A 13,531-nucleotide genomic window follows, 5' to 3' on the forward strand; every position below is an offset into this window, starting at 1 on the left:
CCCGTGTAGTCACAATCAATTCTCTCACTGCGTCCCGCGAACCCCGAGCGCGTCGGCGAGATCGCCAGCCACGTCCCTGATGGCCTCGCGAGCCCGGTCGACATCGCGGAACGTCATGAAGCCGTGGACCATGTCCTCGTAGTTCTCGTAGCGCGTGGGAACCTCGTCGCGGACGAGCTGTTCGGCGTAGGCCCTGCCGCCGTCGCGCAGCGGGTCGAACCCGGCGGTGACGACGGTTGCGGGGGCAACGCCAGACACGTCACCGGCGTTCGTCGGGTCGGCGTAGGGGTTGCGCTCGTGGACCTCGCTCTCGTAGTAGCAGTCCCGGAACCACTCCAGATCGGCCTCGTCGAGGACGATGCCAGCGTTCTCTTCGACGGACTGTTGGCCCTCCTCGACCCCGATACCCGGGTAGAGGAGCGCCTGATACTCGATCTCGGGACCGTCGCGCTCGGTGGCCATGAGCGCGGCGACCGCGGCGAGCGCCCCGCCGGCGGAGTCGCCCGCGACCGCGATCTTGCCGTCGCCGTTCACCGCGTCGGGGTTCGCGGCCACCCACTCGACGGCGGCGTAGGCGTCCTCGACCGCCGCGGGAAACGGATGCTCGGGTGCGAGCCGGTAGTCCACCGAGAGGACGGCACAGTCGCTTGCGCGCGTGAGATGCCGGCAGAGCCACTCGTGGGTGGCGATGCTCCCGAGGACGTACCCGCCGCCGTGGAAGAAGACGACCGTGGGGAACGGCCCGTCCGCGTCCGGGAGGTAGAGCCGGGCGTCGAGGTCACCGGCGGGGCCGGGAATCGTCCGGTCGACGGTCGCCCCGACGGCCGGAACGTTGCGGTTCTGAATCCACACCGTCGCGCGGCTGAGGAGACGGAGTAGCTTGAGGCCGCGGCGGCTGTGGGGCATCGGTATCCGTTGTTGACGTTCGACCGCTTGCTCGGCCTGCGGGTCGATCTCGTCGGCACGCATACCTGACGGTTGTTCGAGCCGAGACTAAGACTCTCCGGTCCGAGTACCTCTCTGTTGGCGGCTACGACAGCAGAACTACACTCCTCGAACGAGTACCGGTCGGGGTAGCAAGGGACGAACGGGGGAGTCCGAAAGAGTCGAACCTACAACCTCTCGGCGAGCACCGGCGCGACCGACACCTCGCTCACCGGCCGCTCGATGGTGTCGGTCCCGTAGATCGCCCCGACGCCAGCTCGCGAGAGCTTCGAGAACGCGTCGGCGGCGAGCATCGGGTGGACGCAGGTCACGAACACCCTGCTCGCGCCTCGCTCCTGCAGGATCTCGACCGCGCCGGACATCGTCGACCCCGTGGCGATGATGTCGTCGGTGACCACCACGTCCCGGCCCGCCACGTCGGCGTCGCTGGGAGAGAGTTCGACCTCCGAGCCCGACAGCCGCTCCTTCTCGAAGTAGTCGACCTCGCCCGTGCCGTACGAGTCTCGGACCGCCTGCGCGATGTCGAGCGCGCCGTCGTCCGGCGAGAGAAAGAGGGGGTCGGCGAGGGCCGCTGGGAGGGGTTCGGCGAGTCGGCCCGCGGCCCCGACGGGTTCGGCGGGCACCTCGAAGAAGTCACACACCGCGTTCTCGTGGGGGTCGACGGTCAGCACGCGGTCGGTCCCCGGGGAGATCGCCCGGGCCATCGCTCGCGCCGAGACGGGATGGCCCGCCTCGAACGCCTCGTCCTGTCGGGCGTAGCCCATGTACGGAAGGACGGTGACGACCTCGCGAGCACCCCACTCGCGGGCGGCGTCCTGCAACTGGAGCAGTTCCACGAGGGCGTCGCTGGAGGCAGTCGAGGCGACGACCACGGCCCGGCCGCCGTTGAGGTCCGCCACCTCGGGCGCGCTCGCGAGCAGTTCGCCGTCGGGGAAGCGCTCGTACTCGACGCCCGCGAGCGGTACACCGAGTTCTGCGGCCAGTTCCGCCGCGAGCACCTGCGAGGCGGAGCCGCTGAGGATCATATCCGAGGGGTGGACGCCGGGGGGTAAATCGGTTTTCACTTCAGCCGCCGCAGTCGCGGTCCCCGGTCAGGGCGCGGCGACCCCCCGGACCCCGCGCAATCCGAGGATCTGGTAGTTCCAGCCGTCGCCGACCGATAGCAGGAACGTGCCGTCCTCGGTGACCGCGTATGCGCCCGTCGGATCGGTTTCGCCGTGATCGAGCGCGATGACCTCGCCGTCCACCGGCAACTCTACCTCGTGCCATTCGACCCCGTCTGCACCTCGGTCCTCGCGTGCGAGCAAGCGGCCGTCCGCGCGTGCGGCGTGCGCCCACTCGGGAATCCCAGCCACTCCTTCCGTCGACTCCTCCACGGATCCCCCCGCCGACCGCTCTCCGGCGCTGACCGCCCGGAACTCACCCTCGAGTTCGTCCAGCCAGCCGTTGCCGAGCCGGTACAGCCCGTCCGCGGTCGCGGCCCGCGGCGCGCCGCGGGCCGCGACCGCGCGGGCGTCGTCGAGGCCGACGTGTCGGAGGCTCGTACCGGTGACTCGATAGACGCCCGATTCCGCGGCGAGGAAGTCGCCGTCGATGGCTCGCACGTCGTCCAGTTCGCCGAGAGTGGTCCAGTCGTGACTGTCGCCGCACTCGATTCGGCCGTCCTCGTGGGCCACGAGCAGGTCCCCGTCCGAGAAGCCGACCGCGACCGCCGGGCCGACTCCGAGCGCTTCGAACTCGGTGTCGTCCTCCCCGGCGGTGCCGACCAGCACGTCCTCGTCGGTCGCGACCGCGACGCGGCCGTCGCTCCCGGCTGCGTCGCGGGCCGAGCACTCGCGAGCGAGGCCGAATTCGCCCACGAGGTCGTCGGAGGTGTCCACGCGGGCCACGCCGAACTCGCCGACCACGTAGACGGGCCTCGGCCCCTCGCTGGCGTCGTACACCCGCTTCTCGTCGATGCTGATGCCCATACTCGGAGTGGCGGCGGCGAGGCGTGAAAGCTTTCGGATTTGCGGCGTAATTTCGGAGAGGGAGCTACCGTCTCTGTGATTCGCGAGAAGCTAGCTATTGCTTGAGCCTCTGAGAACCGCACCGCACGGCACCGCGACCGCACCGCACGACACCACCTGGTACCGCGACCGCCCCGCACGACACCGCAACCGCACCGCGCCCCGTACCTCCCCGCCGCGCTCGCGCAGTATTGCGCGAGCGCGGCGCATCCTGTGGTCTGATGAGTTCGACGCGTTCCCGGGGGAATGGTTCACGGGCGCGGGACGGAATGTCGGCGAAACCTCGGTACGACAGCCCTCCGGCCTGGTCGCGGCGACCAGTAACTTTTACACTATTTCCGCATCTGAAAATAAGTCAGAAATCCGACCGGAGGAACGCTGCTCGTGGTCGCGCTCCGGAATAACTTTTGCCCGTGGGTCCTGACCCTCGCACATGAAAGTGTTCGGGTCCAGCGGCACTCGGGGGGTCGCCAACGAGGCGCTGACTCCCGAGTTCGTACTGAAGGTAGCCAAGGCGGCGGGGACGGTATGGCGGACCGAGCGCGTGGCGGTCGCTCGCGACACCCGCGCGACCGGGCGGATGCTCGCCGACGCGGCGGCCAGCGGGCTCGCCAGCGTCGGCGCGGACGTCGACCGCCTCGGCGTCGTCCCCACGCCCGGCCTGCAGGCGTACGCCGAGCGTGAGGGCGTCCCCGCGGTGATGATCACCGCCTCGCACAACCCGCCGCAGTACAACGGCGTCAAACTGGTCGGCGCGGACGGCGTGGAACTCGCCGTCGAGGAGTTAGAGCGCATCGAGCAGAAGTTCCTCGCCGAGACGTTCGAGACGGCGGCGTGGAGCGCGACCGGCGAGAGCAGAGCCGTCGAGGGCGTCCGCCGGGCGTACGTCGACGCGCTGCTTGAGGCGGTCGACCGCGAGACCATCGCCGACGCCGACCTCACCGTGGCGCTGGACCCGGGCCACGGCGCGGGCTCGCTCACCAGCCCGGAGTTCTTCCGGAAGCTCGGCTGTCGCGTCGTCACCGCCAACAGCCAGCCTGACGGCCACTTCCCCGGCCGCGACCCCGAACCCGTCCCCGAGAACCTCGGCGACCTCGGCCGACTCGTCGAGGCCACCGACGCGGACGTGGGCGTCGCTCACGACGGCGACGCCGACCGCGCCATCTTCTACGACGAGAACGGCGAGTACGTCGAGGGCGACGCCACCCTCGCGGCGCTCGCGGCCGCGGAACTCGACCCCGGCGACTCGGTCGTCTCGGCGGTCAACGTCTCCCAGCGCCTCGTCGACGTGGCCGACGATCAGGAGGCGTACCTCGAACTCACGCCCATCGGCTCGACCAACCTCATCACTCGCATTCGGGAGCTCCGCGACGCGGGCACCTCTGTCCCGGTCGCCGGCGAGGGCAACGGCGGCATCTTCTTCCCGAACTACCGGCTGGCTCGCGACGGGGCGTTCACCGCCGCACGATTCCTCGAACTGCTCGCCGACCGCCCGGCCAGCGAGGTCGTCGCGCCGTACGACGGCTACCACAACGTCCGGGTCAACATCGCCTACGACACCGACGCCGAGCGCGACGCCATCCTCGGCGCGGCCGAGCGCGAGGCCGAGCGGAGCGAGGCCGACACCACGACGCTGGACGGCTACCGCATCGACTACGGCGACGCGTGGGTGCTGGCCCGCCCGAGTGGGACGGAGCCGATGGTCCGCATCTACGCCGAGGCCCGAGATACGGCTCGGGCCGAGGAGCTAGCGACCGAACTGGAGGGGAAGCTCCGGGCCGCGAAGGACGAGGTCTGATTATACGCCGCTGACACGGGTATCGACTACAACCAGCTCTCGAAGTATCTCGACCGGCTCTCCCGGCTTCGGTTGGTCGAACAGCGCGTGCCGATAACCGAACGGAAAGAGCGGAGCAAACGGAGCCAGTATCGCATCCGTGACCCGTTCTTCCGATTCTGGTTCCACTTCGTCTACGGTACCGGCGATCGGTACGACGAACTCGGCGACGACGCCTTCGAGACGCTGATCGAACCGGAGCTGGCGGACTTCGTGAGCAGGCCGTTCGAGGAGCTGTGTCAGTCCGCCCTCCGAACGCTCTACCCGGAGTACACCGTCACGGACACCGGCCAGTGGTGGTACGAGGATCACGATATCGACGTGGTCGGACTGACGACGGGAGATACGCTGATCGCCGGCGAGTGCAAGTTCCAGCAGTCACCGCTCGGATACGACGCGCTCTCGAAGCTCCAGCGTCACGTCGACGAACTGCGATGGACGCCCGACGACGGCTCGGACAGGGTCGAGCAGTACGCGCTGTTCTCCCGTCGCGGGTTCAAACGGTCGGTCGAGGAGGCCGCCGAGGAGCGCGACGACCTCCGACTGTTCACGGTCGAAGACGTCGTCGAGGCGCTGAACGCCTGATCCCCGTCGTTTCTACCGGAGTCAACGTATCTACCGGACTCAACGAATCACCGCTCCGGGTACTCGTCCAGCGCGGCCTCCAACCGCTCCTTCCCCTCGCGCAACTCCGTCAGTTCGTCCTCGACCGCGCCGCTCGCCACCTTCTCGCGCTCGGCCTCGGAGAGTTCGGTCTTCGCCTCCGCGGCGGTCCGCAGCCGCTCGAACCGGGCTTCGTCGCGGACGACCGACTGGACCTCCCGCAGGGTCGCGACCACGTCCTCGTCGGCGAACCGCGAGACGACCGACACGAGTTCGTCGACGCGCCAGCGCAGGTCGGCGGCCGACTTCGGCGGCCAGTCGAGTTGGAGCGGACTGGCGTCGAGGCGTTCGAGGTACGTCTGGTTGGTCGCCACCGCGCGCTTGAGCGCGGTCGCGTCGTCGACGTAGTGGTCGAGCTTCGAGTTCGAGTAGCCGGCGTACTTCAGCAGGTCCGGGATGGTCTCGGTCCCGGCTTCGCTCGACTCGACGTACTCCTTGAGGTTGTCGGGCGGTTCGCGGTACTCGACAAGCGAGTAGTCACGGGTCGCGGCCACGAAGTCGAGCACCTCGCGAGCGCTGGCCTCGGACCTGAACTCGGCGAACGCATCGCTCACGGCCTCGTCGTAGCGCTGGAGGGGTTCGCGTATCTCCTCGACCGGGGCGTCGAGGTCGGCGTCGCCGAGTTCCAGCAGGCGCTCGCGGTCGGCGACCTCATCGGTCAGGTCGCCGATGGCCGACCGGATCTCGCGGCGGACCTGCCGGTAGTTTTCCCGGGCTTCGCGGCGCTCGTCGAGCAGCCCCGCCACCTCGCTCGCGGGCGCGAGGCCGTCGCGAGCGCGCTCGAAGTCGCCCTCGTTCAGTCGGTTCTTGTCGACGTGCTCCTTGGCGGCCTCGAAGGCCTCCCGCTCGGCCAGGTCGTCGGCCAAATTCTCGACCAGCGAGGTGAAGTTCGACTTGAACTCCATGAAGTTCTTGAAGTTCTCGCGGCCGGTGCCGGTGGCCTTGCCCTCGTAGCGGTCGAGCAGGTTGGTCGCGCGGTCGTGGGCGTCGGCGACCTGCTCGACGGTCTCCTCGCCGTAGTCGGCGATGCGCTCGTCGACTGCGTGGTACTCGTCGTCGGCCGCTTCGAGCGCGTCCAGCAGGTCGTCGGTCCGAGAGGTGGTCGTCGGGGGGTGGTTCGTAGAACTCATCACTCGTACACGTCGTCGGGGTCGAACAGTTTCTCGCCTGCCGTCTCGCCGTCGAGCGTCCGGTGGAAGCAACTCTCGTGGCCGGTGTGACACGCGCCGCCCTCCTGGTCGACCAGATAGAGGAGGGCGTCGCCGTCGCAGTCGACCCGCACGTCGCTGACGCGCTGGACGTGCCCGCTACTCGCGCCCTTCTGCCAGAGCTCGTCGCGGCTCCGCGAGTAGTAGTGGGCGAGCCCGGTCTCTCGGGTCTTTGCGACCGCCTCCGGACTGGCGTACGCGAGCATCAGCACCGCCCCGTCGTCGGCGCTCTGGGCGACCGCTGGAATCAGTCCCGTCTCGCCGAAGTCGAGGTCGACATCGAACTCGGCGCTCTCGCCCCCTTCGGGGCGTGCGGCGTCGCTCATGCCGTGGGGTTCGGCCTTCCCGGCGATATGCTTTGTGTGTCGGGAGTGGGGTATCGCGGAGGGAAATCGTCCCGCTTCGAGCATAGCAGTCCCAACTCGGCCGGCGGTTGCGGGCGGTCGCGCGTGTAGAACTATTCAATGGACTCGTCTACGCGGATTCGAGGGTACATGTAGTTCGGCGTCGTCCCGGTGAGCCATGACACGGTGGCGGCTCGTCGTCGGGGTGGTGGTGCTCGCACTGTTCGTCGTCGCGGTACCGGTCGCGCCGGTGCTCGCGCAGGACGGCGGAGATTCGGGCGGGGCGGACGACGCCGGTGGGGAGGCGGGCGAGGAGAGCGAAGGCGGCATCGAAGGAGCGATTCAGTCGGTCGTCGAAGGGCAGGGGCTCCTCGGCGCGGTACTCGTGTTGTTGGCCGGCGCGCTCCTGCTGACCGCCTGCGTCGAGAAGCTCATCAGCTACCTGACTCGCGCAGCGCTCGGGCTGAAGACGTCGCTGTTCGCGCTCGCCATCCTCTTCACCGGGTTCGAGTTCGACGACACGATTCTGGCGCTCGTCCTCTCGGCGGGCGACCTCGAAGGGGCCGCGCTCGGGACGGCGCTCGGCACCGGCCTCGCCATCGTCGGCGTCACGCTCGCGCTCGCGGCCGTGGTCCGCCCGTTCCCGGTGGACCTGCCGGCCGACTACGTCGCGCTGTTCGCGCTCGCCCCGCTGGTGCTCGTCCCGTTCGTCCTCCTCGGGACGCTGACGTTCGTCCACGGCCTCGCGCTGCTGGGCTTTTTCGTCCTGACGTTCGGCTACATTCTGGTCCGGGAACAACGCCGGGACGTGCCCGTGTTCCGGAACACCGACCTCGGCGAACAACTCCGCTCGGACGGCGGGTCGGCGACGGTCGAGAGCGCCGCCGGGCCGGCAACGGTCGAGGGCGACGGCGGCTTCACCGGAGACGCTGCGTCCGCCTCGGTGGCAGACATCCCGGAGGACCGCCTCGTTCGCGGTCGCCCCGCAGCGGGGTGGCTCTGGCTCGGGCTGGCCGTCCTCGCGCTGGTGGGCATCGTCGCCGCGTCGATGCTGCTGGAGGCCGGTTCGGAGGTCGTTATCGAGGGGTTCGGCATCGAGGGGACCGTCTTCGGCGCGACCGTCCTGACGCTGATCCTCACGTTCGAGGACGTGATGCTCACGCTCGAACCGGTCCGCCGGGGCGTGCCCGAGATCGGCGTCGGCAACGTCATCGGGAGCGTGCTGTTCTCGGTGACGGGCAACGTCGGCGTCATCATGCTGCTGAGCGACCTCGCCATCTCCGCGTCGGTGCTGACGTTCCACCTCCCGGCGGTGATCGTCGTGACCGCGCTCGCGGCGTCCTTCTTCTACGAGGGCCGCGTGAAGCGGTGGCACGGCGTCCTGCTGGGCGGCCTCTACGTCGCCTACTGGGCCATCGCGCTGGTCGTCTTCGGCGGGGTCCCGCTCGGCGGTTGAGTGCCGGTGAGAGCGCTTACTGGTCAGGCCAGCGCTCGATGTACACCGTCTCGTCGGTGTAGAATCGGACCACGTCGTCGGCCTGCGCGTGGAGGTCGCCGAAGAACGACGCCTTCCGGCCGCCGAAGTGGAAGAAGGCCATCGGTGCGGCGGTGCCCGCGTTGACCGCCAAATTCCCGGCCTCGGCGTCGTGTCGGAACGTGCGCGCCTCCGCGCCGCTCCCTGTGAAGAGGCTCGCGGCGTTGCCGAACTCGCTTCGGTTGAGGCGGGCGATCGCGTCGTCGAACGAGTCGTAGGAGTCGAGCGCGACGATCGGCCCGAACACCTCCTCGCGCGAGATGGCCATCTCCTCGCCGACGTCACCGAAGATGGTCGGCCCCAGGAAGTTCCCGTCCGGATAGCCCTCGACGGTCACGTCGCGGCCGTCTCGGAGCAGGTCGGCTCCGCCCTCCATCGCGTCCTCGACGAACGCTCGAACGCGCTGTTCGTGCTCGGGAGTGATGAGCGCGCCCATGTCGACGTCGTCGAGGCCGTATCCGACGGTCATCTCGTCGGCGAGTTCGACCAGACGCTGGCTGAACTCGTCGTACACCGACTCGTGGACGAGCACCACGTCGTTGGCGAGACAGCGCTCACCGGCGCAGGCGCACGCCGAGGAGAGCGTCTTCTCGGCCGCGAAGTCCACGTCGGCGCTGTCCGAGACGAGGACGTGGTTCTTCGCGCCGCCCTGGGCCTGCACGCGCTTGCCGGCCGCCGCGGCGGTCTCGTAGACGTGTTTCGCCACGGGCGTCGACCCCACGAAGGAGACGCCGGCGACGCCCTCGTGGGTGATGAGTTCGTTCACCGCGTCCGCGCCTCCGTGGACGAGGTTGACGACCCCGTCGGGGAAGCCGGCCTCGTCGAGCAGTTCGAACATCCGCTCGGCGACGAGGGGGTCCCGTTCGGAGGGTTTCAGTACGAACGAGTTGCCCGTCGCGACCGCGTACGGGAGGAACCACAGGGGGATCATCCCCGGGAAGTTGAACGGGGTGACCGCGACGAAGGTCCCCAACGGCGTCCGGACCCCCGTCTCGTCGATGTTCGGGGCGGCGTTCGACACGTGGCCGCCCTGCATCATCGTCGGAATTCCGCACGCCACCTCGACGTTCTCGATCCCTCGCCGGAGTTCGCCCATGGCCTCCCCTTTCGTCTTCCCGTGTTCGCTCACGAGGGTCTCGGCGAGCTCTTCCTGGTGGTCTTCGAGCAACTGCTTGAACCGAAACAGGGGCTGGATGCGCTCTTCGACCGGCGTCTCCCGCCACTCCTCGAACGCTTCGTTTCCGACTTCGACCGCACGGTCGAGGTCGTCCGGGCTGCTGTAGGTCAGTTCCGCGAGCGGTTCCTTGGTGGCCGGGTTCACGACCGATTCACTGTCGGTACCCGTCGGTTCGGTCCACGCGCCGTCGACGTAGTTGCGGACGGTGTCCATCGTTCGGACATCGATTCGCCCCCTCTCGCCTTCAATATTTGGAATATGTGCGGAACTAGGCTCAAAGCCATAATAATATTCTATAGAAATGAGTATAGATGGGACAAAATTCTATCTCATATCGATAGGGCGGATAGAATCCGGGAAGTAGTGTGTCTCTTCCTCCGTCTTGGAACGCTGTCCGAACCGGTCGGGAAACCGAATCCGGTTTCGTCGCCTCTCGCACGCCTGTCCGGAACTCCCGCACTGAGCCGCGAGAGATGCGCTCTCGGTACTGGAACCGAGCGTCTTCGAACTATTTCTCGGATTCTCCGCGTTCTGGAACGTAATCTAGATGGGTTACCAATCAGGGGGACTTATGTGGCTGGCGGTCGGATTGGATCGTACTGTCTCCCAGAACTAGTGCAGTAGTCGGACCCTATCCGACAAACAATCTTTCACTCGAACGACGGCCAAACCCATGGACTCGACAAACCCTGCCACTGGACGACGCATCGAGACGTACGAAAGCGCGACCGCGGACGACGTGCAGGACGCGCTCGACCGCTCGGAATCCGCGTACGAGTCGTGGCGCGAGCGGGGACTGCGCGAGCGCGAGGCGCTGCTCGCCGACGCCGCGTCCGTCCTGCGGGAGAACGAAGAGCGGTACGCCAGCCTGATGACCGAAGAGATGGGCAAACCGATCTCGCAGGCGCGCGGCGAGGTCCAGAAGTGCGCGTGGCTCTGCGACCACTACGCCGAGTACGCCTCGGCGTATCTCGCGGACGACCACCATCCGAGTCCGCCCGGAACGACGGTCAAGACGAGTCACGAACCCCTCGGAACGGTGTTGGCGGTGATGCCGTGGAACTACCCGTTCTGGCAGGTGTTCCGGTTCGCCGCGCCGTACCTCACCGCGGGCAACGTCGGCATCCTCAAGCACGCCTCGAACGTGCCGGGCTGTGCCGAGGCCATCGAAGCGGTCTTCCGCGAGGCGGGGTTTCCCGACGGGGTCTTCCAGACGGTGCTCGCGCCGTCGGACCTCGTCGAGGACGTACTCCGGGACGACCGCGTGAAAGCCGCGACGCTGACCGGGAGCGGCCCCGCGGGTCGCGCCGTCGCGTCGACCGCGGGCGAGGAACTCAAGAAGACGGTGCTCGAACTCGGCGGCTCGGACCCGTTCGTCGTACTCGACGACGCCGACCTCGACGCCGCCGCGTCGGTCGGCGCGCAGGCGCGAAACCAGAACGGCGGTCAGTCCTGCATCGCGGCCAAGCGGTTCGTGGTCCACGCCGACGTGTACGACGAGTTCCTCGACCGGTTCGTCGACGAGGTGGAGTCGCTCGTGGTCGGCGACCCGACCGACGAGGAGACCGACGTGGGACCGCAGGCCCAACAGCATCTGGCAGACGAACTCCACGAGCAGGTGACCGAGAGCGTGGCGGCGGGCGCGACCGTCCTCACGGGCGGCGAACCGCTCGACCGCGAGGGCGCGTTCTATCCGCCGACGATACTCACGGACGTGCCGGAGGGCTGTCCGGCCGACAGCGAGGAACTGTTCGGGCCGGTCGCCGCCGTGTTCGAGGTCGAAAGCGAGGAGGAGGCGGTCGAGAAGGCCAACGACACCCGATTCGGTCTCGGTGCGAGCGTCTGGTCGGAGGACCGAGCGCGCGGCGAGCAGGTCGCTCACCGCATCGACGCGGGCTGCACCTACGTCAACCAGCTCGTGAAATCCGACCCGAGAGTCCCCTTCGGCGGCGTCGGGGAGTCCGGATACGGTCGGGAACTCTCGGAACCCGGCATCACCGAGTTCGTCAACCGGAAGACCGTCTGGGTCGAGTGAATCCGCGGCACGTTCGTCAGTGATCGGACGCGAACGCTCCCGCGTCGGCCCGAAACGCGCTATCGTTCTGCACCGAACTCGACTCGGTCGCTGGTCGCGCTTCGGAGCCGATCCCGGAGCTGGTCGCCCTCGGATTTCGGCACGCGAATCTCGAAGGCGACCCGCTCTTCGTACTCGGCGTCGAACTCCACGCCGTCGTCCCCGCTCGCGCTTTCGAGAATCCCGCGCACGGTACCCGAGTCGTCGTAGTCGACCGTCACCGAGAACTGCTCGCGCGGGCGCTCCTCGACGACTCCGGCGTCCGCGATGGCCTCCTTGACCGCTCGGGAGTACGCCCGGGCGAGGCCGCCGACGCCGAGGTTGGTGCCGCCGTAGTATCGGGTCACGACGACCACCGCGTTCTCGACGCCCTCCTGCTGGAGTACGTTGAGCGCGGGCTTGCCCGCCGACCCCGAGGGCTCGCCGTCGTCGTCGCCGTACTCCCGGAGGAGGTGGCCCGAATCGCCGCTCGACTCCCGGACCCGGTAGGCCGGCACGTTGTGGGTCGCGTCGGCGTACTCCTCGCGGATCTCGGCGACGAACGCCTCCGCGGTTTCGCGGCCGGCGGCCGGCCGGGCGTGGCCGACGAACTCCGACCCGCGAATCTCGAAGGCGGCCCGTCCGCGTTCGGCGAGCGTGCGGTAGGTCTCCTCGTCCATCGTTCGACTCGTAGGGGGTCCGGCTACTCAGGGGTTCCGTCCCGCGACGCTCGGTCTGGCTGTTTCTGGCGGAGTGGCTCTTCCGACAGCCCCGTCTCCCACGAACCTCACTCACTTCAGCTCGATCTTCCGCACGAAGTCGAGGTCCGTCAGGGCGTTGAGCACGTCGCCGGGCACGTCCTCGTCGGTGACCAGATACAGCCGCGGGTCGTCGGTGAACTCCGGGTCCTCGCTGATGGTCTGGCGGATGGAGATGCCGTTCTCGGCGAGCAGGGTCGTCACCTCCGCGACGATGCCGGGCTTCTCGGCGCTGGTCACGTCGATGGTCAGCACCGTCAGGTCGAGCACCGGCGCGAGGTCCATCAGGCTCGGGATCGAGGAGATGTTCTGGAAGATGCGCCGGAGCTGGTCGTCGGCGAGGATGGCGTCGGTGGTCGAGTCCACGACGCGCCGGTCCACGTCGATCTCGCGAGCGATCTGGGTGTTGGGGATCTCGATGCTCCCCGAGACGACCCGGCCCTCGTCGCTGACCGAGAAGCCCCGCTCTAGAAGGAGTCGGATGACCGCCTGCTGCGAGGGGCTTCCCTCGAACTTCCGCATGATCTCGTCGAACATCTATCGACCGGTAGTGTGTGGGCCGGGTGCTTAGTGGTGTTGCTCGGAAATGGAGGTTCGCGGCCGAGTCGGACGTTCAACTCCAGTTGTCGCCCTGTCGAACGGTTGAAACGGACGCAACGATTATATCACCAATCTTTGAATAGCCCCGGTAGACGTGTTCGAGTGCTCCAACATCGAATTCGGTTTTCCTGCGGTCGGGATTCTGGCCGTGCTGTGCAGTGTGCTCGGCCTGCAACTCGGCGGGGCGACCACGGAACTGCTCGACGCTCACGTCTCGGTCGCCGTCGCGCTCGCGCTGGGCGCGCTCGTCGCTACTGCCAGCGCTGCGCTCGGATTCTGGTTCGGGTCGACGCGGGACGGCGGCGAGTGACTACTCCAGTACTGCGAACCGGTCGGAAGCCGCGCCCGACTCCTGCGCCGGATCCGCGCACGAATATTGCGCTGCGCTCGCATCGTCCGCTAC

At 68.1% G+C, this 13,531-nt stretch carries 11 protein-coding genes and 2 pseudogenes; 5 read left to right on the plus strand and 8 right to left on the minus strand.

What is annotated here, in order from left to right:
* Window positions 1–24 precede the first annotated feature (24 nt).
* The 3 genes from DPQ64_RS05010 to DPQ64_RS05020 all read right to left on the minus strand — a co-directional run bounded on the left by DPQ64_RS05010 (window position 25) and on the right by DPQ64_RS05020 (window position 2,915).
* Window positions 25–969, minus strand: coding sequence for an alpha/beta hydrolase (locus DPQ64_RS05010; protein WP_115863256.1), 945 nt, complete (start codon window positions 967–969; stop codon window positions 25–27).
* 143 nt (window positions 970–1,112) lie between these two features.
* Complete coding sequence (locus DPQ64_RS05015) at window positions 1,113–1,970, minus strand: ribose-phosphate diphosphokinase (RefSeq protein WP_115863257.1); 858 nt, start codon at window positions 1,968–1,970, stop codon at window positions 1,113–1,115.
* A gap of 66 nt (window positions 1,971–2,036) precedes the next feature.
* Window positions 2,037–2,915 carry an HVO_0234 family beta-propeller protein gene (locus DPQ64_RS05020; protein ID WP_115863258.1) on the minus strand — a complete coding sequence of 293 codons (879 nt, stop codon included), beginning with the start codon at window positions 2,913–2,915 and terminating at the stop codon, window positions 2,037–2,039.
* A 472-nt stretch (window positions 2,916–3,387) separates the two neighbouring features.
* Between DPQ64_RS05020 and glmM the strand changes: the two genes are divergently transcribed.
* Window positions 3,388–4,752: a phosphoglucosamine mutase gene (gene glmM / locus DPQ64_RS05025; protein ID WP_115863259.1), complete on the plus strand. Its 1,365-nt coding sequence runs from the start codon at window positions 3,388–3,390 to the stop codon at window positions 4,750–4,752.
* Between the two features lie 6 nt (window positions 4,753–4,758).
* Window positions 4,759–5,376: pseudogene (locus DPQ64_RS05030) on the plus strand (DUF234 domain-containing protein); the annotation flags it as partial.
* A 47-nt stretch (window positions 5,377–5,423) separates the two neighbouring features.
* On the opposite strand, the gene DPQ64_RS05035 reads toward DPQ64_RS05030, so the two are convergent.
* Both DPQ64_RS05035 and hisI read right to left on the minus strand, forming a co-directional pair.
* Complete coding sequence (locus DPQ64_RS05035; protein WP_115863261.1) at window positions 5,424–6,584, minus strand: DUF7118 family protein; 1,161 nt, start codon at window positions 6,582–6,584, stop codon at window positions 5,424–5,426.
* Entirely contained in the window at window positions 6,584–6,988 is a 405-nt protein-coding gene (gene hisI, locus DPQ64_RS05040) for a phosphoribosyl-AMP cyclohydrolase (RefSeq protein WP_115863262.1), read from the minus strand. Before hisI ends, DPQ64_RS05035 begins: the two co-directional genes overlap by 1 nt.
* A gap of 196 nt (window positions 6,989–7,184) precedes the next feature.
* Here hisI and DPQ64_RS05045 point away from each other — a divergent pair, with 196 nt between their 5' ends.
* Complete coding sequence (locus DPQ64_RS05045; protein ID WP_115863263.1) at window positions 7,185–8,462, plus strand: sodium:calcium antiporter; 1,278 nt, start codon at window positions 7,185–7,187, stop codon at window positions 8,460–8,462.
* Between the two features lie 16 nt (window positions 8,463–8,478).
* On the opposite strand, the gene DPQ64_RS05050 is transcribed toward DPQ64_RS05045, so the two are convergent.
* Window positions 8,479–9,930 (minus strand): CoA-acylating methylmalonate-semialdehyde dehydrogenase, encoded by a 1,452-nt coding sequence (locus DPQ64_RS05050; protein WP_115863264.1) that lies wholly within the window; start codon window positions 9,928–9,930, stop codon window positions 8,479–8,481.
* A gap of 457 nt (window positions 9,931–10,387) precedes the next feature.
* Here DPQ64_RS05050 and DPQ64_RS05055 point away from each other — a divergent pair.
* Window positions 10,388–11,752, plus strand: a pseudogene (locus DPQ64_RS05055) (NAD-dependent succinate-semialdehyde dehydrogenase); the annotation flags it as partial.
* Between the two features lie 59 nt (window positions 11,753–11,811).
* Here the strand turns inward: DPQ64_RS05055 and DPQ64_RS05060 are convergent.
* Together DPQ64_RS05060 and DPQ64_RS05065 are read right to left on the minus strand one after the other, a co-directional pair.
* Window positions 11,812–12,450, minus strand: a complete 639-nt coding sequence (locus tag DPQ64_RS05060) for an IMPACT family protein (protein WP_115863266.1) — start codon at window positions 12,448–12,450, stop codon at window positions 11,812–11,814.
* Window positions 12,451–12,561: 111 nt separating this feature from the next.
* The gene (locus DPQ64_RS05065) at window positions 12,562–13,065 is read right to left on the minus strand and encodes an ACT domain-containing protein (protein WP_115863267.1); all 504 of its coding nucleotides are present in this window, start codon (window positions 13,063–13,065) and stop codon (window positions 12,562–12,564) included.
* Window positions 13,066–13,222: 157 nt separating this feature from the next.
* On the opposite strand from DPQ64_RS05065, the gene DPQ64_RS05070 reads away from it, so the two are divergent.
* Window positions 13,223–13,438, plus strand: coding sequence for a hypothetical protein (locus DPQ64_RS05070; protein ID WP_115863268.1), 216 nt, complete (start codon window positions 13,223–13,225; stop codon window positions 13,436–13,438).
* The last annotated feature ends 93 nt before the right edge of the window (window positions 13,439–13,531 follow it).

The organism is Halorussus litoreus, from assembly GCF_003382685.1.
GTDB lineage: Archaea > Halobacteriota > Halobacteria > Halobacteriales > Haladaptataceae > Halorussus > Halorussus litoreus.